Consider the following 21,747-nt stretch of genomic DNA (forward strand, 5'->3'; position numbering starts at 1 on the left):
TCATTAATAACGAGCACTTTCGAATATGCCCGAAGCTATCTAATGGTGTAAACACGTTTAATAGCTCACTCCGAGGGGATGTCGGAACTAGTTGTATCGCCGGCTTCCAGCACAACCGGCTCTCTGGTAGATACAAGGCTCTAGAACCTTTAACCTCATCAACGCTTTAAAATATGAAATTGTTAAATCTTCATTACGCCACCTGTTGAAGCGTTTGTTACTAATTTAGAATATCTTGCAAGCCACCCACGTTTAATCTTTGGTTCAAAGACAGGTAATTTTGCACGACGTTCAGCTAAAACTTCCTCTGAAACTTCTAAATGAATTGTACGATTTGGTAAATCAATAGAGATAATATCGCCATTTTCAACTAAAGCGATTGGACCGCCTTCAGCAGCTTCTGGTGAAATATGTCCGATTGAAATACCGCGGGATGCACCTGAGAAGCGACCATCTGTAATTAACGCAACTTTTGTACCAAGGCCGCGACCTTGAATCGCAGATGTTGGTGCAAGCATTTCAGGCATCCCTGGGCCACCTTTAGGTCCTTCATAGCGAATGACGACAACATGACCCTCTTTCACTGTTCCATTATCAATATTTTCTTGAGCTTCCTCCTGTGAATCGAAGACGATTGCCTCTCCTGTAAACACCTTAATGGAAGGGTCAACTGCGCCCACTTTAATCACAGAGCCTTCAGGTGCAATATTACCGAATAATATCGATAGGCCACCTACAGCACTATATGGATTATCTTTTGTTCGAATCACTTGATTGTTTGTAATATGATGGTCTTTGACAAGTTCGCCCATCGTTACACCCGCCACTGTTGGACGGTCTGGATGAATCGCTCCTGGAATGGATACTAATTCATTAATAATGGCACTTACGCCACCAGCTTTATTAATATCATCCATTGAGATATCAGAAGCAGGCATGATTTTTGCTAAATATGGTACACGTTCTGCTACTTTATTAATATCTTCAATGTTGTAATCTATTTCAGCTTCATTTGCAATGGCTAATGTATGAAGAACGGTATTTGTGGAACCGCCCATTGCCATATCAAGTGCAAAGGCATCATCTATTGCCTCTTTTGTAATAATGTCACGAGGTTTCACATCCTCTTTGACCATGCGAATTAATTGCTTCGCTGCTTCCTTAATCAGCTTATGGCGCTCCTCAGAAGTGGCTACGATTGTACCATTTCCAGGCAAAGCGACACCAAGTATTTCCATTAAGCAGTTCATAGAATTTGCTGTAAACATACCTGAACACGAACCACATGTTGGACAGGCATTGTTTTCAATATCTAATAGCTCCTCAGCTGACATTTTGCCAGATTTATGAGCTCCTACGCCTTCAAAAACAGATGTTAATGAAAGCTGTTTGCCTGAAGCAGATGTACCAGCCTCCATTGGACCACCCGAAACAAAAATGGATGGTACGTTAGTACGAACTGCTGCCATTAGCATACCTGGCGTAATTTTGTCACAGTTTGGAATATAAAATACACCATCAAACCAGTGTGCATTGATAACTGTTTCTGCTGAATCAGCGATAATTTCACGGCTTGGTAATGAATAACGCATACCAATATGCCCCATTGCAATACCATCATCAACACCGATTGTATTAAATTCGAATGGAATACCACCCGCCTCAATAATGGCTTCTTTGACAACATCAGCGAACGTACGTAAATGAACGTGACCTGGTATTATGTCGATATAAGAGTTGCAAATACCAATAAATGGCTTGCCTAAATCTTTTGCTTTTACTTTGCCTGTTGCATATAAAAGACTTCGATGCGGCGCTCGATCTACGCCTACTTTAATCATGTCACTTCTCATTTTAAACGCCCCTCATTTATTGCTCTGTTTGTTGCTATATACAAAATGTTCTGTCTATTCAAATCAAATTTTGTTTATAGAATCATAGCTTTTTCGTTTCATTACTGTTGTAACGAACGTGTTAAATTGTTGTTATCATAGTACGAAAAAAGCTTCTCGTCAACAGTATTTTTTGAATTGTTTAAACAATTCAAAAAATCAGCTAAATTTGAAATCGTTTTCATGCTGATTAAATATCATTTTTATCTCGTTTTGATAAAAATTTTAATAGTTCATGTAATTTTTATTTTTTTATCATTTATACGCTACAATAAAAATAATTTTTTTAGATAACCTGTTAAAAATACTTGGTCAGGGTCATATTGTTGACGGATAGTTAAAAATCTTTCAATCTCTGGATATAGTGTATGGACTGCTTGAGCTGTTACATAATGTTGCTTGCCCCAATGAGGACGGCCATCATATTTTTGCATCAATGTATGCACCCATTTAAAGTACGGCTGTTCTGCCATGCCTTTATACATATGAAAAGCGATAAAGGCTGATTCTCGCCCTTGGGTTGGACTTAAAAAACCTGCTTCCCCTGCCGTTGTTCGACATTCTAATGGAAAATGCACATGGAAAATACCCTTTTGCAAGGTTGCATGAATTTCCTCCATACATGCTTCAAACTGTGTTAACGGAATGGCATATTCACTTTCCTGAAATTTAACACTACGAGGTGATGGATAAATTTCATAGCTAATGCCGACTTTCTCACCCTTCACAACACTGCTCGCTGCAACTTTGCTCATCATACCGCTTAAAGCAGGCCGCCATTTACAAAGCTCTGACATGGCAAAAAAAGCACCGTTTTCTACAACTTGCAGCTTAAGCATTTCTATTCGCTTGTTCCATTCACTCTGATAAACAGGCGCTACAGCATTCATACGCTTTATCTGAATGGTTTCACTCCCCGGAAAATAAAACCACTCCACATGACGGTGCTGGCGAATATCCTCCGCAAAAAGTGCCAGCCCATTTGTAAGTGTATCGCTCGTCCCTATATAGTGTAAGCCGTAGATTGGCATGACCTTTATCGTCACTTTGACCAGCACACCTAGCATACCAAGTGATACATGGAGCGCTTCTGATAAATCGTCCATGCCTCGACGATGCTCCTGATATACACCTGTGCCATCTACAAAGCCCCATGCCATAACTGTCGAGGACAGGGAACCGAGTGTAACCCCTGTACCATGTGTGCCTGTTGATACAGCACCAGCAATTGTTTGCTCCTGAATATCACCCATATTGATTAAAGCAAAGCCATATTTTGCTAACAGTGGACCAATTTCATATAAATACGTGCCAGCCCATAATGTTGCCTCCTGCTGCTCCTCATTCATCGCGATTAATCCCCGCATATTATGTAAAGAAATAGCGATATGCTCTGGCATAGCAACAGCACTAAAGGAGTGAGCTGCACCTGTTACACGAATATTTTTTCCCGCTTCACGCGCTTGCTTGACAATTGTTGAAACTTCCTCAATGGATCGTGGTGTATGCATTTCACCTGGATATGACACCACATTGCCAGCCCAGTTTGTCCATTTTGCACCATGCTGCCATGTTGCTATAGAAAACATTGTCCATCCCCCCTATATGTTGTATATGGTCCCATATATTCATCCCCACGAATACTATGCAATACTTGAAAGCGCTCACAAAGTTCACCAGCCTTGGCATGTCGAAAATAGATCGTATCGCCCATCTGTATGTTGCTGCCCTTTACTTTAATGGGTGTTTGCACCTCCCCTGCCCCTTCTAAGCTAAGATATGCAAATGTAGCAGATTCATAGAATACAGGTAAACGGTCGATACCCATTGCGCCAGAAGCAATATAACCACCACCATGACAAACAACTATATCTTTTTCAGGCTTTCTTGTGACACGTAATGCAAACCCAGCTGCTTTGGCTAGCTGCAAATGTGTAAATTGGTCAAACAATGCAGGTGCATAAAAGGCGGAGCCTACTGTTATTTCGGTCACCTCTTTTTGTTGAGCTGTATAGCGCATACTCCCCGACCCTCCTCCATTCACAAAGCGAAGATTCGGAAAATAAGCCTTAATATGGGCAACGGCTAAGCGACGAAATTGGGTCACTTGCTTTTTAGCCTGTTTTTGCATCGTTTCAATCAATCTACCTTTTAAAGCATTTGCAGGGCGGTTGCCGACACCTGCAATTTGAGCCTCATAGCCCATCGCGCCAGTAACCTCAATGATAGGATGCTGTTGAATAAATTGTAAAAACGGCGTTAATAGCTCAAGAGAATACAATGATGAACGTTTCGTCCCAAAATACAATAGTTTAAAATCATTGGAAACATTTATATCAATACAAACCTGCACACGTACGCCAAGTTCCTCCCCTAGCTTTGCTAATAGTTGGATATGCTCTGGTCGATCCACCATAAAGGTAACGCTTTTTCCATCCTTAACAAAATGCAATAATCGACGAATCGCAGACTCTTCCATCACAGGATAACCAAGCAATAAATGATCAAAATGCTGTTCTAATAGATAAATCGTTTCTGCTGCTGTAAATGTCATCAAGCCTACAGCATTCGCAAGATTCTTTTGGATATAGCGCAGTACCTCCACAGAGCGAATGGATTTTGTTGCGATTCGAATTTGTTTTTCACCACAAGCATTGTGTACCGTTTGAATATTTTTATCTAGCGCATCTAAATCCAGCCAAGCAAATGGCCGTTCCAAATGATAAAACGCTTGCTCCATCCTTGTTGTCATACAATCGCCTCCCTTGTATTTGACATTTTATAAAATAAAAACAACCGTGAGCATTGGCTAAACAAAGCTTTCACGGTTGTTTTAAAATTGGATAAACATTTTATTCACCTTTCTATAGTAGTTGGTTACGATGCGTATAAAAACTCAGCTGCAAGATTAAGCATTACTAGTAAATGTAAACCCGCAATCAAAAAACCTTGTCGATTTAAACGTTTCATTACAGCCATATCCATATGAATCACTCTCCTTTTTTATTATTATAGTGACTTGTCACAAAAATTTCAAACTTTTTTTGAAATTTATATATATTTTTTCAAAAGACTATGAACCTAAATAAAAATGGAGAATATTAGTGAGATGGATGGTACAAATTTTTCAGCTATACATATTATAGAGATAAGCGATGCTGTACAACATATAATTTATGCTTATTTACAGTGATATATGTAGAGCAAATAATGGGTTGAAAAGCATGTAATAATTACTAAAAAAGCAGAACACGTTTAATCTGCTTCATTCAGGGTATAACTAAGTAATCGCCATTATATCTTAATTTTAAGGAGATGAAAATAATGATTAGTTTCATTTGGTATTTAATCATCGGCGGTATTCTCGGATGGTTAGCTGGCGTAATTTTAGGTAAGGATGTACCTGGTGGCATTATCGGGAACATTATTGCAGGGATTGTCGGTTCTTGGATCGGTAGTATGGTTTTAGGTAATTGGGGCTGGAAAGTAAGTGATTTCTATGTGTTCCCAGCACTAATTGGCGCAATCGTGCTGATCTTTATCGTAAGCCTTATTTTAAAAGGTATGCGCAAGGCGACTTAAATATGTTAAAAAGAGCCATCATTGCGGTGGCTCTTTCCTATTTATGATGGATTAGCACGGCTGCTTTTAATTCATCATGATAATCATGGTACATATGAAAATAATGCAGTACCTTTTCTACATATTCATCACTGTGATTGTATTGAAAAACAGCTTGTTGAATTTCTCCATTAGCAGCACCGTATTTCGCTAAGTAATTCGCTGCACTAAAAATGGCATCTTCAATATCATAAGGGTCTGCAATACCATCTCCATTAGCATCTACACCATAGCCACCATATTTTGCAATAGCTGCTGGGTTCATCAGCTCTGCCTTTGGTATATCGCCTTTGCCTAACCCTGAGCAAGTAGGATGTTGCCAGCCTACAAATGTACAAGGCATAAATTGTAAATGCCCTTCTGCGCCAGCTGATGAAACCATTGTTTTCATTGTAGAAAAGCGTGTTTCGATCCGATGATGGGCAGCTAGCAATGTCCATGGCACACCATATTTTTCCTCTGCTGCTACATAAATAGGAATAAATTGCTCTGGGATAGCCATGTCAAAATGCTGTTGAATTTCTTCTACCACCTTTTGCTGGGCAAGCTTTTCGAAAATCGGTAAAGTTTGTAGTTCCTTCCATGCAAAAAATGTAAAAATATAAACAGTAATTGCGATTGGTATTAATAAGGCTATCATACCCATTTTTGCTGTAGATGATAACATCGGTTTCTTGTTTTTGTTCTTTGCCATAAGCCACACCTAATCTAGTATTCTTCTTTCATCTTACCAAACTTACGGATAAATGTAGTATATCTTTTCATCGCCGTTTCCACTATAAAACCAGTTGAAAAGGCTGAGAACTATATAGTAAAATACGCTTTGATGGATAAAAATTAAGGAGGAATTTATTTTGTGGAAAGACTTTAAGGAATTTGCGATGAAAGGCAATATTGTTGATCTCGCAGTAGCAGTTGTAATTGGCGGTGCTTTTGGTAAAATTGTAACCTCCTTAGTTGAAAATATTATTATGCCGTTAGTCGGTATATTAACAGGTGGTATTGATTTAACAAAGAGCTTTGTTTTTGGCTCAGGAGAAGCCCAAGTTAATTTAGGTATATTTCTACAATCAATCATCGATTTTTTAATTATTGCCTTTGCGATTTTTATGGCTTTACGCATTATGACTAAGCTAACACGTAAAAAGGAAGAGGCTGCTGTTGAAGAACCAACACCTGAGCTTGATGCAAAGGAAGAATTATTAAAAGAAATTCGCGATTTATTGAAAAAAGAACAAGCTTAATCCTAACAATCTGTTTCATTCTATTGAGGCAGATTTTTTTATGGCATTCAGCAGAAATTAGTGTTGTATTGTGAAGATGCATGCTTTGGCTTCGTTGGTATTCTCGCCCGAAACGCGGGTATTTGTCCTAGCTCCGTGGGTATTCGCTCTCGAATCGCAGGTATTTACTCTGGCTTCGCGGGTATTCTCGCCCAAATCGCAAGTATTTATTTTCTTTAGAGGTATTTATAATCTCGCTAATTTTCAGAAATCACCCTTGTTCTTCTTTTCCATACATGTTAAATTGATAACAATTATTGAAAATACAATGAATAAGAAGCGCCAATATACGCTTTATATTCAGCATTAAAGAAAAGAGTGACATTATGACATTAAACAGAAGCATTGAAACAAAACTTGTACAATTAGGAAATTTAAGCGACCCAGCAACAGGTGCTGTAAGCCCGCCAATTCATTTATCAACTGCTTATAAGCATGCTGGTATTGGTGAATCTACTGGCTTTGACTATACACGTACAAAAAATCCAACACGTGCACTTTTAGAGGCAGGTATTGCAGATTTAGAGGGCGGCGATATGGGCTTTGCCTGTAGCTCTGGTATGGCAGCCATTCAATTAGTGCTTTCCATCTTTAAACCGGGCGATGAGCTAGTAGTGCCTGATGATTTATATGGCGGTACATATCGACTATTTGCCTTCTTCGAAGAAACTTATAATATTAAGCCTGTTTATTCAAAATTTGAATCTGTTGAACATGTGGAAGCATTAATTAATGACAATACGCGTGCATTATTTATTGAAACGCCAACAAATCCATTGATGCAGGAATTTGATTTACAATTATATGCTGAGCTAGCACATAAGCATGGCTTATTATTAATTGTTGATAATACGTTTTATACACCATACTTCCAACGTCCTATCGAGTTAGGCGCAGATATTGTCCTGCATTCTGCGACAAAATATATTGGTGGACATAATGATGTGCTAGCAGGTCTTGTAGTAGTAAAAGGTACAGAATTAGCTGAGCGTATTGGCTTTATTCATAATGGCAGTGGTATGGTGCTAGGCGCAATGGATTCATGGCTGCTAATTCGCGGCTTAAAAACAATGCATTTACGCTTAAAGCAGCATGATGCAAATGCGAAAGCAATTGCGGCTTATTTAGAGGAAGAGGAGCTTGTAACAGATGTGCTTTATACAGGAAAAGGTGGCATGCTATCCTTCCGTCTGCAAAAGCCTGAGTGGGTTGATCCATTCCTGCGCAATTTAAAATTAATTACGTTTGCTGAAAGTCTTGGCGGTGTTGAGAGCTTTATTACATATCCTGCTACACAAACACATGCAGATATGCCATATGAAGAGCGTGTGGAGCGCGGTGTATGTGATCGTTTACTCCGCTTCTCTGTTGGAATTGAGGAAGCAGAAGATTTAATTGCAGACTTACGTCAAGTATTCGATATTCTTAGAAAAGAGGCATAATGAATGAAGCAACGTATTGAAACAAGTCTAATTCACGCTGGTGTACGTGATGGCTATACAAATAAAAAAGGAGCAGTCAATGTTCCAATGTACCTGTCCTCTACCTTCCATCAAGAAAGCATTGATGAGTTTGGCGAATATGACTACGCACGCTCTGGTAACCCAACAAGAGATGCGCTCGAAAAAGCGGTAGCTGAATTAGAGGGCGGTGTACGTGCACATGCCTTTTCATCAGGTATTGCTGCGGTATCAGCAGCTCTAATGTTATTATCACAGGGCGATCATATTGTGATGACAGAGGATGTGTATGGCGGTACATATCGTTTTGTCACAAAGGTATTACCACGCTTTGGCATTTCTCATACTTTTGTCGATTTCACGGATTTAGCGGCAGTGGAAGCGGCTATTACACCAGCTACAAAGCTACTTTATATAGAAACTCCATCGAATCCAACATTGGGTATTACAGATATTCGTGGTGTGGTGGCACTTGCCAAGCAGCACCAATGCCTAACATTTTTAGATAATACATTTATGACACCGTTACACCAACGCCCATTAGAGCTTGGCGTAGATGTCGTAATTCATAGTGCAACAAAGTTTTTATCAGGTCATTCTGATATTATTGCTGGCTTAACGGTAACAGCCGATGAACAGCTTGGGCAGGAGCTTTACGCTATTCAAAATTCATTCGGTAATATTTTAGGTGTGCAGGATTCCTTCACACTGCTACAAAATATTAAAACAACGGATGTACGCTTTAGCCGCTCCGCACAATCTGCCCAAAAGATTGCAGAGTTTTTAGCTGCGAATCCGGTTGTTGAGCAAGTGTATTATCCTGGGCTTGCCTCACATCCTGGCTATGACATTCATCAAAGCCAAAGCACAAGTGCAGGTGCTGTCTTATCTTTCCGTTTGCCAAGTTACGTTGCTGCAAAGGCATTAGTAGAGGCAATGACAATTCCTGTGTTTGCAGTTTCTCTTGGAGGCGTGGAATCAATCCTTTCTTATCCAGCAAAGATGAGCCATGCTGCGATGGAGCCTGAGGAACGTGCAAAACGTGGCATTACAGATGGACTTTTACGTTTTTCAGTAGGGCTTGAGCATGTCGATGATTTAATTGCCGATTTTGCACAAGCATTAGAATTTGCTGCAAAGGCTTAGCTTGAGATTTAGCATAAAATCGTGATTTTTATAACGCGGTTTTATGCTTTATTTTTTTACCTAAGCATATAATTGTTCTATATATTGGTATACTTATATTCGACATTGTAGGTGAAAATATTGTCCCTTATTATACGACAAATGCAAAAAGATGATATTGCTTTTGTACAAGAAATTGCCCGAAGCAGCTGGCATTATACATATGCGGATATTATTGCTCATGCTATTCAAGATCATTTTTTAGCAATAGAGCAGCTCATAAAACGGTTAGCGAATAGTCCATTTTTAGTTGCGGTGCTTCATGAATCACTTGTAGGCTTCGCTCATTTCTCAAATGTTATCAATGGGGAAGCGGAGCTATTCGCTATGTATTTACACCCTACTATGCAGAGCTATCCGCATTATTTGTTTGTGTAGAGAAGGAAAATACAGTGGGTATGAATTTTTATACAGCAAAGTGCTTTACAAAAGTAGAAGAATATGATGAATTATTCGATGGCTATCTTTTAAAAACGGTGAGATTCGTGAAAAAAGTGGGTATGTTAACCCCCCCTTTTTTACTAAAAGCATTGCAAAATAATCCATATTTTCTCAAATCGCTGTTGTCGACAGTCCTCCTCGCGAATTCCAAAATATAGTCTGTCACGATCTCCCCACATATAGCCAAGGTCCTTTGCTGAATCAAACTGCAGCAATAATTGCCAATCCGTCGCTCCTGCCTCTAGCTCCTTTCGCAAAGGGTCTTAATAGCCTGTTGAATCATCACAATATAAACCATTGGTCACAAGCTGACACTCCAAATACATATCACCCTGAATAACATCAGGGTCACCACCAATACGATGAGTCATTGTAAGTTTAAAATAAAGTTTGATCATAATAAGCATTTAAAATTCGATATTATCGAAAAGCAGAAAGCCTGCTTTTGAAAAAAGATTGATCAAAACAGGCTCTCAAAATATTTCTTTCTGGTAATTTTTTATAAAAAAGATTGATTATTTTCTACTGATGTTATTCCGTTAAAGGGTCTGATTGTTTAAAACGAAAAAGCCGAGGCGATATGAAATGCCTACAACCTTTTCATTAATTACAAAAATCAATTTAAATTTGTGACATAGCTTTTTTAATATACTTATAAAGCTCTCCATCTACCCCATATTGCAGTGGATTGTTTGGGTTTTCTGCATGGAAACGTTCAGCTGCCTTAACGATCTCAGGATCACCACCAGTAAACTTATTAGTTAATTCCTGCCAACGTTTAGCTAATTGTACAACAACAGGGCTTTCTGGCGATGTATTTTTTTCCAATTCAACTCGGACATTAGTAATTAATTCAGCCCAATCATTTTCTACTTGCCTTTTTTCTTCTAAGCTAAATTGCTCTGTTTGATTTTTCATTTTTTCTAATTGTTCTTTCGTAAAATATTTTTCACTCATATTGATCACCTCAATTAATTTAATAAATTGTTCAGACTGAACTTCCTGTTGGGTTGCAAGTAGCTGATACATGCCTTCAAGCCTACTGTACAACTGTTCTTGTACTTCAATTTGTTTCTTTACAGTTTCTAACTGTATTTTGATTACTTCAATTGGATTAAAATTAGGATTTTCAATCGTTGCTTTAATCTCTTCCAAGGAAAACCCCAATTGTTTTAGTGATAGGATTTGTTGCAACTTTACAATATCTGCTTCGGTATAGATTCTATGGCCCGATTCCGTAATGTCAGATGAAGAAAATAAGCCAATTTGGTCATAGTGGTGCAGGGTGCGCACCGTTAATCCGGTTTGCTTTGCTAATTCTCCAACTTTCCATTTTCTTTTTATGATCATCCCCTCATTTCGTACGATTGTTTTTGCCGGCAACTTTACTATACAACCTGACGTTACGTTAGGTTCAAGTCCTTTTATTAAGATTTCTAAATTAAATGGTCCATTTAATGGAATGGCTTTATTATCACTTCACAAGTTCTTAATCTACAAAAAAAACCGAAATTCCTTCTTTATAGAGATAGGAAATTTCGGTTCATCTTTTTTATAAACGGTTAAACTTTTTTCAAAACGGTACGACTTTTCTATAAACAGTTCAACTTTATTTCAAAGCCACAGTCATTTCTTCAGCTTCCAGCCATTCATATTGTAAATCACTATAGCTATCAATAGCCTCACCTAAAACCCCCTCTAATTTACCGAAATATGGATATTCCCGTGATGGAAGTGTCCATTGATGTTTAAATTGCAGCACTGCGCTATCAATCTGACCATACTTCTTTAGTGCAGCAGGTATAGTGACTCTTGTAAGGTTGTCGATCGGCTGTGCAAAATAAAAAATGCGAAAGCGATCATAATCTTACGGATCATAGCCCCATGGCTGCTCCATAGCATTATAGAAAAAGGAGAGTAGCCCATTGACAGGTCATGCGTGATGTTTATCATACGGCTTGATTTCAGTAAGATTAACTTGGCACAGAAAATATAGGGAGCTATCGTCATTCGTATATAGCCAAGTAAAATGAGCTGGTACATCAGAACAGCCCCCCATTTTGGAGCGTCCAATCGAAAATGGCTGGGCAAGCATTCGAATAGAGCTTTTGGCAAGGGCTAATAATTCCTCTGTCTTATGCACTTAATTATCTTCCTATAATAAATTTTTCGATACTGCTCATCTTTTGTCCTCTAATGCTCAGATTGAATCGCAAGTACCATTAAGTCTGGTTCATCTGCCACTCCTTTACCAATGACCGTCCTATCTTGTTAAATATCGTTGAAACTGCTTTAAATCCTTCGCTAAAAATTCATTGGATAACCAAGTATTCGCTGCTTCAATCGCATTGATAAAGTTTGGCAGGGATGTTTTATCTAATGACTGAAACTGCGTTGGCATCACTGTATTAGTAATCGCTTTTTGCCAATTGTTATAGTCTTTTATTTTCTTTTGTACAAGATGTGGCTGGCTTGTATGAATTGATTTAGCCAATTGGCTGTACTCCTTGAACGCCTCAGCAAGTGCCTCATGATCCTGCTTTTCAGTAGCTTTCGAAATACTCTCCTGAATACGCTGCCATTTTTCAGGGAATGCCTCTTTCACTACATCATCCATATGAACATAATCATTCGGTGCATTCACTAATGGTCCCCTTTCAATGGCATAGGAAACCGTACCATTGTCATTTTTCACACCATTGACTGCAAATTTTGCAATGGTTGTCATCACCTCCATATAATCTTTTGCTTGCTGTCCCTGTAAGTAATGATCGGCAATAAATTGCGCCTTTTCGATGCCAAGCGAAATCATAGCCTGACGCTGCTCCTCTGTCATCTCGCCAATATTACGTACTAAAAAGTTTTGAGAGATGGTTGAGTAGGTAGCGTCCAGCACTTGCTGACTTGCTCCCTTTAAGCTATTAACGAGCTTATCATTTGTTTGGATATGTGGGATGATGATTGCTCGCACATTATGTTCAATTGCATCCTCAAATTGTACCTGCTGTTCCGCACGAATCGCTAGCTGCTCCTCACTTTCAACAAATTTGAATTTTCCACCATCTTTAAACATAGAAGCTATTGTTTGAGCAATTTCCTCCGGCGCCTCCTGTAATTGAACTTGAGCACCAAATAATCGACGTGCTTCCTCTCCAATTGTTACAGCATCCTGCTTGTCTTTGCTGACCTGCATATGCTTTTCTTCCTTAGCTTGAGTATTTACAGCGTGAAGAACAGTTGCTGGATTTGCGTAAGATTCTATCTTCATGTTATGTACCCTCCTTTTGTTAGTCGTTAGCGTTTATATCGGCTTTATACCAAATAATTGAAGGTAAATCAAAAACCTAGAATCATTTCTAGGTTTGGTCAAATGGTTATGCTAATTCTTCATCTGCGAAGGCGAGTAATGTGCCATCCTCTTTTTTTAGATAAAAAGCAAGTGCATCATAGCCATTGTTTTTGACAGTTTGCCAGTCTGCAGTTTTACCGTTAATTAGCTGCACATTCCCTTGTTCATCAAGCTCATAGTCCTCTGCCTCCTCGTCATAGTCAACATTATAATAAAAGGCTATAACGACCTCCATTGCAGGCATCTCATATTTTTGCAGTGGACGGTTTTGCCGCTCCTCCTCTGTATAGTCATCACAAAACATTGCATCATAGCCATGCTCTGTCCGATCAAACAGTAAAATTTCCTCGCCCGTTACGGTATCCTTTGCCATAATTTTAGCTGTTGAGCCTGTAATAAAAGGTAACTCCTCACCATCAAGCTTCAGTAAATCACCGTAATACCAAATCGTAAACTGATGATTCCCAGTGCTAGAGTGCAGCTGGAATTGTGATATTATATCGTCTAGCTGTTGCACATTTTCGGCAAATGGCTGTAAATAGCATGGAATAGGTATACTCATTTTATCTTTTCTCCTTATTATTTAAATGTCTGTAACACAGTGCCTTGCCCATTCTCAGCTTCAACTTCAGCGTATGCGCCATTTATCAAAGTGAGCTGTGGTGGCACATGACCGCAATCAATATCATATAAAATAGGAATCTGCAATTCTTCTGCAAGTTCGTGATAAGCATCCACTACTGTATAATTTGCAACAGGTGTATTGGCAGGGCTTCTTCCAAACAGAATACCACTACAATCGTTAAACCAGCCCGCTAATTTCATTTGTACAAGTGTTCTCCGCAAATCCGTCGTCGATAACTCACAATTTTCAAGATACCAAATAATCGTATCCCCTTGATTATAGCTCTCTGTAAAACTTTGCACATCGCCATATGGTGTACCAATTAAATGTCTGATTGTATCAATGCAGCCACCGAGTAATCGCCCCTGTATCTTCACCTTTTCATTGATGGTGGATTTCCAGTAAGTAGGCTCTGTTAGATGAAAAATATACGGTGTTGGGTTATGATGCTGCCATTCTTTTTGATAGTTTTTGGAGGAACGCTGAAGAATGGACTCACCCTTTTTTATGGATAAAACAGACTGCCACATGGCTGTGGTTTCATCCGAATAGTCGCCCCTTAAATCGATTAGGTTCGTGCCGTGAGCTGTCGCAATACCTGTTTTTAATGTAATGGCTAATAATAGCAGACTAATATCAGAATAGCCTAACACCCACTTACTTTGCATATGGTCAAAATCTATGTACTCAAGTGTTTCAATAAGTAGCTCTCCGCCCCAAGGAGGCATAATTAGCTGAATATCTTCACGGAGCATCATCTGATTAAATTCCTCTGCACGCTTTTGAGCTGAGGCAGACCTTGCCTTATCTTGCGTCCATGCTGTTTCCGCACAAATAATAGTAAAGCCTTTGCTTTCCACACTGTTAAAAGCAGACTGTAACAAATGATGTAATTCACTTGGGACACCAGACGATGGTGCAGTCACGCCTATCGTTGCCCCTTTTTCTAAAGTTGGATATTTTATCATATGTAGTCACTCCTTCATGCTTTTTGCTATCATAACATGTTCCATACTTTGTTTCATGAATAGCTACTCTAGCCACTCAAAAAGGAGCGTTTCAAAAGTTAGTTGAAACGCTCCCCTGTGATAACACTTATAGCTTTAGCATGATTAAAACTGTCGGGCCTTTGCTTCACTTCGCAAAAGACGGTTATGGAGTGTAATCTCCGTTTCACCATTTACTTGCGCTTTGGCATGCTTCATCCGTGACCAGTTGCGGTGGATTTTTTGAGATTTTGGGTCTAATTGTTCGAACCTACTCATGTTTCATCCTCCTCATCATTGTGCTTTGATAAGTGAAATCTTTGTTAGTATAGGCAATATCGTATGAACAATACGTTATTTATTTTCTTTCAGCCACGTGAGCGCATATTGTACATATAGCTCTGCGCCGACACGTAAACCTTCTTCGTCAATATCAAAATGACCGTTATGATGTGCCCAGCGTGTATCCTTTTCTGTATTGCCTGAACCTACAAGTGCAAAACAGCCCGGTACTTCATCTAAATAAAAGCTAAAATCCTCTCCACCCATTGTTGGATCATCTAGGTGATAGGCTTGTGCGCCAAAATGTTCAACAGCAAGTCGTTCCACCAAATTAGCACTCTCCACATCATTATTGACTGCCTGTGTGCCATATTCATAAACAACTTGTGCTGTACCACCATAAAGTGCAGCCACCTGCTGGGCATAATGATAAATTTGTGCTTCAATATGTGAACGAACATCCTTATCAAAGCAGCGAACCGTTCCCTCTAAAACAGCATTCTCTGCAATCACATTAAAGCGTGTGCCTACATCCATTTTACCAATTGTTAAAACAGCAGGACGCAATGGATCAACTGTACGTGATACAACAGTTTGAACATTTAAGGCAAATGTAGAGGCAATCATAACAGCATCAATCGCATCGTGTGGCACGGCAGCATGACCACCGCGCCCTGTAAATGTTACTTTAAAAATATCAGCGGAGGCAAATGCTGGCCCTTTATTACATTGAATTTTTCCTGTATCAATTTGTGACCAAATATGAATCCCAAAGGCATTATCAACACCGTCCATTGCCCCTTGCTCAACCATGGCCTTCGCTCCTGCGGCAACTTCCTCAGCCGGTTGGAAAATAAAGCGAACTGTTCCTTCAATCTCTTCCTGCACAGCGTGTAATGTTTTAGCAGCAATTAGTAGCATTGCTGTATGAGCATCATGACCACAAGCATGCATCTTACCATCTGTTTTAGAGCGATACGGAATATCCTCTCGAATTTCGTAAACAGACAAAGCATCCATATCTGCACGTAAAGCAACTGTTTTGCCCTCCTTACCACCCTTTAATTCAGCAATAATGCCTGTTGGCTCTGTGCGTCGATAAGGAATACCTAATTGATCTAAATAAGCAGCCACATAATTCGTTGTTTCATACTCTTCCCAAGAAAGCTCTGGCTCGCTATGTAAGTGACGACGAATCGCCACCAGCTCATTATTTAATTCAGCAATGATCTCCTTGATATTACACATAATTTCTCTCTCCTTACGTTCGTTCATGTTATTATAGCCAGCTTACGAATATCCCCGCTAAAATAACGGATGTAATCGTCACACTAATAAAGCCTCCGACAAGCATTGGTGGTAGCATATTGCTTAATAACATTTCACGCTCCTTTTCATCTGTTGTTGATGATTTAACAACTTCATTCGTTAAAATATAGTCTGCTGGGAATCCATATAATGCTGTTAATGATACAGCAAACGCTAAGTTTGGACTGACCTTTAAGAGCTTTCCTGCAATAAAGGAGAAGATATACATCCCAATCACAGCTAATATTATCGAAACAACTAATGGCACAACAATGCGTAACAGCATATCTGGAGATGCCTGTTTTAAACCATCAAATATAAAGAGCATTAAGCCCATAATGGCAAAGCCAAAGCCATTTGCCTTTTGTAATGGTTGTCTTTCTAAAAAGCCAACTGTTGAGGCAAGTACACCAAACACTAAACAAAGCACTAAAGCATTTACAGTTACAATGGGTGCTAGGGCAACAGATGTACCATAAGCTAGTAAGCCAACAAGTGCTAAACGGAAAAATTTAAAGTATTCCCCGAATTATTCATAGCTAACTGACCTGAGTTCGTTTTGTCATATTTCTTATCACAGACCAAGTTTCTCTGGAATTTAAATGGAGGAATAAATGATTTAGGCCAGTTGATACTTAAAAAATGGGAATTTACCTGTTTTTAGGCAGACTTATCCCTTGGTACGGGTTCGATTTTTTAAAAAAGTGATCTAGTTGGTGGAAAGCTGCTGCACTCTGGTCAGAATGTCTGAAAAGAAGCGCGCATAGACGAAGCTGGACGCTAATTTGAAATGCAGGTAACGACCAGATTTTACAAGTTTACTGGCAACTTTAATTAACCGTGTGCGAATGGTTTGGATTTGAAGCCCATTTTTCGCAGATGGAAACGTTAATGTACGTAACCAATTCGTTAAATTGTAGGCGAGTAAACTGATCATCATGCGTGCTTCGTTCACTTGGAAATCATGGCTTTTCATTTGATCGAATCCGAAGCCATCTTTCGCCTCTTTAATGAAGTTTTCCATTGCGCCACGTTTTTGATAGGACGTGAGAATGGCTTCCGGTGAAAAGGCAGTTTCGCTTAAATTTGTGACGAAAAAGGCATGGGTGAAGAACAGTTCACCTGCTGGGCGTGTAGACTGAATAATGATGCGACGTGACGTATTCCATGAACCAGCCTGATAGATTGACTCCTCCACATAACGTTCGGCTTTTGTGACATCACGGATTTCAGATGTTGGATGTAGTTCTTCCGCAAGTGCTTTCAGTCTGGCGTTCGACTTTAAACGAATGATGTAATAGACCGATTCATCTTCGCAAAGTTTGTATAAGTCGGGTACTGCGAAGCCGCTATCACCACGCACGAGTGTTGTCGTTTCGGGAAAGTTTTCGTTGTAATGATCCAGTAAAGGGCGGACAAATTCCACGACACCGTTTGATGTATACCTATTCCCTGGGCGTAGCTGCGCTTTTAAAAAATCACCGGTGAAGCCGTCAAACGCAACGAGTGGATGAAAGCCGACTGTGCCGTAATGGCTATTGTATGAGGCATTTTCTTGCTTGCCATATGTATCCGCATGAGACGAATCCAGATCAATTAAAAGAGTCGTCGATTGACGTAACTGATGCACCCGGTCCAGTAGTTCTTGATTCGCCGCTTGAAGTTGTTGGAGTGCCTGTTTGTCAAAGCGTTTGAAAAATCGAGATAAAGATGGCTGAGATGCAAGTGCTGGTTTTCCAAGTACACGCGTGAAAACTGGATCGTGCGTTAATGTATCCGCTGCGTCATCCTCGTGATAGCCTGCGATGAGCTGATATATTTTTTGACGAAGAAGTTCCATATTGTCATGGATACAGTAAGAACGCTCATCTTTTAAGTGAAGGTGTTTGGCGATTGTTTTGGAAAAGCCGATTTTTTCATCGAACTCACGGAAGATAAATTGGCCTGTATCAGAAGAAAGCTCACCTCCATCGTGAGTTAATTTCAGTTGGTGATTGAAATGAAGTGTTGTTTGCGGTAATCTAATCATGAGAAGAATCCTTTCTTTTGGTTAGTTCTTGGTCGATTTAACCTTAACAGAAATGGATTCTTTTTTCATTTTTTTAGTGAAAAAGAGAATCCCACAGGAAAGGCGATAAATCGCCTTTCCTGTGGGATTTTGTATTTGGGTGTGAATAATTAGGGTATTCCGTATTATATTTTGCAGGGATTCTGCTAAATAGTTTTGGCTGTTGCTCAGACGCTGGTACAGGTTCTTCCTCTTGTGCTTGGGTAATTGTCTGAACGTTGCCTCTTTGGTGTTCCTTTAGCAAACGTTTCGCTTCACGTTTTAGTACAATAGATGTAATTGGGTAGCCTGCAAATCCTTGAATTACATAGATAACAATCGCAAAAACGGCTAAATCATCTAAGCCTGCCGCCGCTGCCCCCTCCGACATCACCAATGCCGCAACAACCCCACCTACTAATGGAGGAATCGCTACAATCATTGTTTTTAAATCAAAAATCATTGTACCAATGGTAAATAAAATCGCAATAATTCCTAAAATACCTGACAGTGAAATGACAATAGCTTTCCATTGATTTTTTAATTCTTTAAGGGACAGCAATGTGCCCATATTTGTAATTAATAAATACATTAACATTGTGGCAACGACTGGACCAATCCCTGCAATACTAACAATATCTTGTGGGAAGAAAGTCCAATAGCCAACTAAAAATAATACCGCACAGACGAACACAGATGGAATCCAAGCTTTTGTTCTTGTTGCAACGATATCTCCGATGTATAAAATACTCAGTACAATCGTCAGTGCTAACATTTGGGACATATCAAATAATTCTCCTAACCTATTAAATTTTTAATGTTATATATAATAATACTTATTATTCTAAAAATTTTAGTTTTACAGAAAAGAAGAAAAATATATCATTTTCGAGAATATTTCTAATATGAAACTTTGATTTTAATCCCCTATATTTTACATAAAAAAAAGAACTTGTTATTAGTAGTAAACAAGTCCTTTATTGTTGAAAGCGCTTGCCTGTATTTGTATAAATAAGCACAAAAATAGTGAGTGCTACAAATAGGCTAAGCCCCATTACTAATAGCCATTGTATTGCCCATAATTCACTGAAAGCACATAATAATAGGCAAAAGCAGTAACTATACATAATCTTCCCCATAAATTTTGCTAGTGCTTTTTCATCATATTGTTGCTCCTTCTGTGACATTGTATGAAACCCTGTTAGCAAAAAAGCTCCCTTCCCCTGTGATAAAACAATCGCAAAAATAAGAAATGGTAGCATCAGCACAAAATATACAAAGCCGCTCACATGCAATCACCCTACTTTCCATTGAGAATAAATTGTTGAATAGCTGGCAGCAACTCTTCATGAAGTGGGCGTGTGGGGTCTGCATAGGTTGCTAAATTGCCAGCCCGATCTGCTGGTGCTTTTTTCAGCACATGGTTCATGCCCTCCATATAAAGTAGCTGTGCCTCTTGTTTGCCCTGCTTTAATGCTTCAGCATCGGCTTCCTTGACCTGTAAATCCGTTGTTCCTTGTACGATTAATACGCGACCTGTTACTTTGGCAAGCTCCGCTGCAGGATGATGCTTTAGCATGGATATTAAGAAAGGCTGCACAGATGGACGAAAAACAGCTTGTAATTGTGGTGATACTGTTGCTACTTGTTCACCCCGTTTAAGTGCTGCCAAAATATTTGTTGATTCATTGATAAGATTTGGTGCGAGCTGACCCTTTAATTGCTCTAACAGCACTTCATCCAATGGTCTTCCTGCACCTGCAATGGAAACAAAGGACTCTACACCTGTTTTTTGCGCTGCTAGTAAGCCAATAAGAGAGCCTTCACTATGCCCAATAACGTGTACGCCTGTATAAGCTGGATCAGCTAATAATGTTTGCAGAATGTGGACAGCATCATCCACGTATTGGTCAAATGTACTGTCCTCTTCTTTTGTTACAAGTGCTTGGTTATCACCAAGTCCTCGTTTATCATAGCGTATCGTTGTAATGCCCTTTTTTGCTAAGCCCTCTGCAAGCATTTTTAAGCTATTATTTTTACCTGCTAAAGCGGAATTGCCATCCTTATCTGTTGGCCCAGAGCCTGCGATAATTAATGCCACTGGTGATGGGGATGTACTCGCCTTTTGTACGGCTACTGTTAAATCACCCTGCTGAACAGGTATCTTCAAGAATTCATACGTAATAGACTGCTTTTGATAGGCGGTTAAAATTAATGGAAATGTACCACCATTTTGTTGAAATGTAGCCTCTATTTGGTTGTCTTTTAATGTACCGTTAATCGTAATGGCTGAGCCATTGATATGCATAGCTATCGTTACTTGATTATCTGTATAGCTAATCGTTTGTAATGGTAAATTTGTCAAGCCCTGTGCTGGAACCGATAATGTGCCGCTATCATTCTGTAAATCCACCACAATAGGAAGCGGACCATTTGGTGTTTCAATAACGCCTTCCCATTTGCCAATAAATTGCTTATTTATATCATCATCCCTCCTTGCGTCCTTGTGCGTGCATGCTCCCACAAGCACTAATACACAGCATAACCATAATAATTTTTTCATAGCCTCTCCCCCAATCTGTTATAGTTAGAGTATTACAGATTTTTTCGTATGTCAAAACGTTTAGATTTTTGATGAACCATTTTTCAGCCAAAGAAAAAAGGACCCAGAAAAAATTCTGAGTCCTTGGACACTTATTGCTTCTTGTTGATTTTCACTGTTAAGGTCTTTAACAGTTGTGGCGGACTTCCCTGAGATTCTTGGTCTTTGGCTATTTGACTACTCATTCTACATCCTCCCCATCATCACAGATTAATAAGTGGTTCCGCTATTATGATGAGCCATTTCCCATGTTTTTATTCATTTTTTCTGCAAAAACTTGCTGTGCGATTGTTAATGCATTTTGTACACGTGGGAAACCAACATAAGGCACTAGTTGTAAAAGTGCCTCTACAATTTCTGTTTCTGTTAGACCTGCATGTAAGCCGCGCTGTATATGTGTTTTAGTTTGAGGTGCTACTCCCTGTGTCACAACCGTTGTAATCACAACAAGTGCTCGACTTTTTGCGTCAAGCCCAGGTCTTGCATAAACATCCCCATAGGCAAATTCAATAATCATTTTTCGTAAATCTGGGGCTATATCTGCCAATGCATCGGATTCAACCATCCTTGCTGCTTCTTCCTCTGTTACATACTGTTTAATCGTTTCAAGCCCCTTTGTAAAACGTTCGCTCATTAATAAATCCTCCCATCTTTTTCTACACAAAA

Annotated in this window: 22 protein-coding genes and 2 pseudogenes; 5 read left to right on the forward strand and 19 right to left on the reverse strand. The window is 39.3% G+C overall.

All coding sequences use genetic code 11. The features are described from left to right. Positions 1–182: 182 nt before the first annotated feature. The 3 genes from ilvD to MHB42_RS11160 all read right to left on the reverse strand — a co-directional run bounded on the left by ilvD (position 183) and on the right by MHB42_RS11160 (position 4,644). Positions 183–1,853 (reverse strand): dihydroxy-acid dehydratase, encoded by a 1,671-nt coding sequence (ilvD, locus tag MHB42_RS11150; protein ID WP_340806185.1) that lies wholly within the window; start codon positions 1,851–1,853, stop codon positions 183–185. A gap of 305 nt (positions 1,854–2,158) precedes the next feature. Further along, on the reverse strand, positions 2,159–3,481 hold the full coding sequence (locus MHB42_RS11155) for a D-arabinono-1,4-lactone oxidase (RefSeq protein ID WP_340806187.1): 1,323 nt from the start codon (positions 3,479–3,481) through the stop codon (positions 2,159–2,161). Further along, positions 3,469–4,644: an amino acid deaminase/aldolase gene (locus MHB42_RS11160; RefSeq protein WP_340806188.1), complete on the reverse strand. Its 1,176-nt coding sequence runs from the start codon at positions 4,642–4,644 to the stop codon at positions 3,469–3,471. The genes MHB42_RS11155 and MHB42_RS11160 overlap by 13 nt, the downstream gene beginning before the upstream one ends. Positions 4,645–5,216: 572 nt before the next feature. On the opposite strand from MHB42_RS11160, the gene MHB42_RS11165 reads away from it, so the two are divergent. Further along, entirely contained in the window at positions 5,217–5,474 is a 258-nt protein-coding gene (locus tag MHB42_RS11165) for a GlsB/YeaQ/YmgE family stress response membrane protein (RefSeq protein ID WP_274793515.1), read from the forward strand. Positions 5,475–5,511: 37 nt separating this feature from the next. Here MHB42_RS11165 and MHB42_RS11170 read toward each other — a convergent pair whose 3' ends face one another. After that, complete coding sequence (locus tag MHB42_RS11170) at positions 5,512–6,207, reverse strand: lytic transglycosylase domain-containing protein (RefSeq protein ID WP_340806192.1); 696 nt, start codon at positions 6,205–6,207, stop codon at positions 5,512–5,514. A gap of 160 nt (positions 6,208–6,367) precedes the next feature. On the opposite strand from MHB42_RS11170, the gene mscL reads away from it, so the two are divergent. The 4 genes from mscL to MHB42_RS11190 all read left to right on the forward strand — a co-directional run bounded on the left by mscL (position 6,368) and on the right by MHB42_RS11190 (position 9,819). Beyond that, complete coding sequence (mscL, locus tag MHB42_RS11175) at positions 6,368–6,757, forward strand: large conductance mechanosensitive channel protein MscL (protein ID WP_340806193.1); 390 nt, start codon at positions 6,368–6,370, stop codon at positions 6,755–6,757. 365 nt (positions 6,758–7,122) lie between these two features. After that, positions 7,123–8,238: a methionine biosynthesis PLP-dependent protein gene (locus tag MHB42_RS11180; RefSeq protein ID WP_340806195.1), complete on the forward strand. Its 1,116-nt coding sequence runs from the start codon at positions 7,123–7,125 to the stop codon at positions 8,236–8,238. Between the two features lie 3 nt (positions 8,239–8,241). Continuing rightward, positions 8,242–9,402 (forward strand): aminotransferase class I/II-fold pyridoxal phosphate-dependent enzyme, encoded by a 1,161-nt coding sequence (locus tag MHB42_RS11185; protein ID WP_340806196.1) that lies wholly within the window; start codon positions 8,242–8,244, stop codon positions 9,400–9,402. Between the two features lie 141 nt (positions 9,403–9,543). Then, a complete protein-coding gene (locus MHB42_RS11190; RefSeq protein WP_340806198.1) occupies positions 9,544–9,819 on the forward strand; it encodes a hypothetical protein in 276 nt (91 codons plus the stop codon). A gap of 143 nt (positions 9,820–9,962) precedes the next feature. Here the strand turns inward: MHB42_RS11190 and MHB42_RS11195 are convergent, their stop codons facing one another. From MHB42_RS11195 to MHB42_RS11265, 15 genes and pseudogenes are all read right to left on the reverse strand, one after another. Beyond that, positions 9,963–10,139: a DUF1963 domain-containing protein gene (locus tag MHB42_RS11195; protein ID WP_340806200.1), complete on the reverse strand. Its 177-nt coding sequence runs from the start codon at positions 10,137–10,139 to the stop codon at positions 9,963–9,965. A 364-nt stretch (positions 10,140–10,503) separates the two neighbouring features. Continuing rightward, on the reverse strand, positions 10,504–11,265 hold the full coding sequence (locus MHB42_RS11200) for a MerR family transcriptional regulator (protein WP_340806201.1): 762 nt from the start codon (positions 11,263–11,265) through the stop codon (positions 10,504–10,506). 226 nt (positions 11,266–11,491) lie between these two features. Further along, positions 11,492–11,644, reverse strand: coding sequence for a hypothetical protein (locus tag MHB42_RS11205; protein ID WP_340806202.1), 153 nt, complete (start codon positions 11,642–11,644; stop codon positions 11,492–11,494). A 171-nt stretch (positions 11,645–11,815) separates the two neighbouring features. Continuing rightward, positions 11,816–12,025: a DUF1963 domain-containing protein gene (locus MHB42_RS11210; protein ID WP_340806203.1), complete on the reverse strand. Its 210-nt coding sequence runs from the start codon at positions 12,023–12,025 to the stop codon at positions 11,816–11,818. 120 nt (positions 12,026–12,145) lie between these two features. Next, positions 12,146–13,150 carry a hypothetical protein gene (locus tag MHB42_RS11215; protein ID WP_340806204.1) on the reverse strand — a complete coding sequence of 335 codons (1,005 nt, stop codon included), beginning with the start codon at positions 13,148–13,150 and terminating at the stop codon, positions 12,146–12,148. Between the two features lie 106 nt (positions 13,151–13,256). Continuing rightward, the gene (locus MHB42_RS11220; RefSeq protein ID WP_340806206.1) at positions 13,257–13,793 is read right to left on the reverse strand and encodes a hypothetical protein; all 537 of its coding nucleotides are present in this window, start codon (positions 13,791–13,793) and stop codon (positions 13,257–13,259) included. A gap of 17 nt (positions 13,794–13,810) precedes the next feature. After that, entirely contained in the window at positions 13,811–14,824 is a 1,014-nt protein-coding gene (locus tag MHB42_RS11225) for a S66 family peptidase (protein WP_340806207.1), read from the reverse strand. A 144-nt stretch (positions 14,825–14,968) separates the two neighbouring features. Further along, positions 14,969–15,121 carry a YpzG family protein gene (locus MHB42_RS11230; RefSeq protein ID WP_340806208.1) on the reverse strand — a complete coding sequence of 51 codons (153 nt, stop codon included), beginning with the start codon at positions 15,119–15,121 and terminating at the stop codon, positions 14,969–14,971. Between the two features lie 75 nt (positions 15,122–15,196). Then, on the reverse strand, positions 15,197–16,372 hold the full coding sequence (locus tag MHB42_RS11235; protein ID WP_340808580.1) for an amidohydrolase: 1,176 nt from the start codon (positions 16,370–16,372) through the stop codon (positions 15,197–15,199). Between the two features lie 31 nt (positions 16,373–16,403). After that, a pseudogene (locus tag MHB42_RS11240) lies at positions 16,404–16,955 on the reverse strand (hypothetical protein); the annotation flags it as partial. A 186-nt stretch (positions 16,956–17,141) separates the two neighbouring features. Beyond that, a complete protein-coding gene (locus MHB42_RS11245) occupies positions 17,142–18,461 on the reverse strand; it encodes an IS1380 family transposase (protein WP_340804206.1) in 1,320 nt (439 codons plus the stop codon). A 276-nt stretch (positions 18,462–18,737) separates the two neighbouring features. Then, a pseudogene (locus MHB42_RS11250) lies at positions 18,738–19,263 on the reverse strand (hypothetical protein); the annotation flags it as partial. A gap of 193 nt (positions 19,264–19,456) precedes the next feature. Further along, positions 19,457–19,768, reverse strand: coding sequence for a DUF3784 domain-containing protein (locus MHB42_RS11255; protein ID WP_340806209.1), 312 nt, complete (start codon positions 19,766–19,768; stop codon positions 19,457–19,459). Between the two features lie 11 nt (positions 19,769–19,779). Continuing rightward, complete coding sequence (locus tag MHB42_RS11260) at positions 19,780–21,042, reverse strand: alpha/beta hydrolase (RefSeq protein WP_340806210.1); 1,263 nt, start codon at positions 21,040–21,042, stop codon at positions 19,780–19,782. Positions 21,043–21,310: 268 nt separating this feature from the next. Then, positions 21,311–21,715 (reverse strand): carboxymuconolactone decarboxylase family protein, encoded by a 405-nt coding sequence (locus MHB42_RS11265; protein WP_340806211.1) that lies wholly within the window; start codon positions 21,713–21,715, stop codon positions 21,311–21,313. Between the last annotated feature and the right edge of the window lie 32 nt (positions 21,716–21,747).

Origin of the sequence: Lysinibacillus sp. FSL K6-0232 (genome assembly GCF_038008325.1) — a bacterium.
In the GTDB taxonomy this organism is placed as follows: Bacteria; Bacillota; Bacilli; order Bacillales_A; family Planococcaceae; genus Lysinibacillus.

Excerpts from the sequence above, each read along its gene's own strand:
- MHB42_RS11155 (WP_340806187.1), bottom strand. The coding sequence starts at position 3,481 with ATGTTTTCTATAGCAACATGGCAGCATGGTGCAAAATGGACAAACTGG.
- MHB42_RS11190 (WP_340806198.1), top strand. The coding sequence starts at position 9,544 with ATGCAAAAAGATGATATTGCTTTTGTACAAGAAATTGCCCGAAGCAGC.
- MHB42_RS11170 (WP_340806192.1), bottom strand. The coding sequence starts at position 6,207 with ATGGCAAAGAACAAAAACAAGAAACCGATGTTATCATCTACAGCAAAA.
- ilvD (WP_340806185.1), bottom strand. The coding sequence starts at position 1,853 with ATGAGAAGTGACATGATTAAAGTAGGCGTAGATCGAGCGCCGCATCGA.
- MHB42_RS11180 (WP_340806195.1), top strand. The coding sequence starts at position 7,123 with ATGACATTAAACAGAAGCATTGAAACAAAACTTGTACAATTAGGAAAT.
- MHB42_RS11215 (WP_340806204.1), bottom strand. The coding sequence starts at position 13,150 with ATGAAGATAGAATCTTACGCAAATCCAGCAACTGTTCTTCACGCTGTA.
- MHB42_RS11160 (WP_340806188.1), bottom strand. The coding sequence starts at position 4,644 with ATGACAACAAGGATGGAGCAAGCGTTTTATCATTTGGAACGGCCATTT.
- MHB42_RS11260 (WP_340806210.1), bottom strand. The coding sequence starts at position 21,042 with ATGAAAAAATTATTATGGTTATGCTGTGTATTAGTGCTTGTGGGAGCA.
- MHB42_RS11230 (WP_340806208.1), bottom strand. The coding sequence starts at position 15,121 with ATGAGTAGGTTCGAACAATTAGACCCAAAATCTCAAAAAATCCACCGC.
- MHB42_RS11220 (WP_340806206.1), bottom strand. The coding sequence starts at position 13,793 with ATGAGTATACCTATTCCATGCTATTTACAGCCATTTGCCGAAAATGTG.
- MHB42_RS11165 (WP_274793515.1), top strand. The coding sequence starts at position 5,217 with ATGATTAGTTTCATTTGGTATTTAATCATCGGCGGTATTCTCGGATGG.
- MHB42_RS11185 (WP_340806196.1), top strand. The coding sequence starts at position 8,242 with ATGAAGCAACGTATTGAAACAAGTCTAATTCACGCTGGTGTACGTGAT.
- MHB42_RS11265 (WP_340806211.1), bottom strand. The coding sequence starts at position 21,715 with ATGAGCGAACGTTTTACAAAGGGGCTTGAAACGATTAAACAGTATGTA.
- MHB42_RS11235 (WP_340808580.1), bottom strand. The coding sequence starts at position 16,372 with ATGTGTAATATCAAGGAGATCATTGCTGAATTAAATAATGAGCTGGTG.
- MHB42_RS11245 (WP_340804206.1), bottom strand. The coding sequence starts at position 18,461 with ATGATTAGATTACCGCAAACAACACTTCATTTCAATCACCAACTGAAA.
- MHB42_RS11225 (WP_340806207.1), bottom strand. The coding sequence starts at position 14,824 with ATGATAAAATATCCAACTTTAGAAAAAGGGGCAACGATAGGCGTGACT.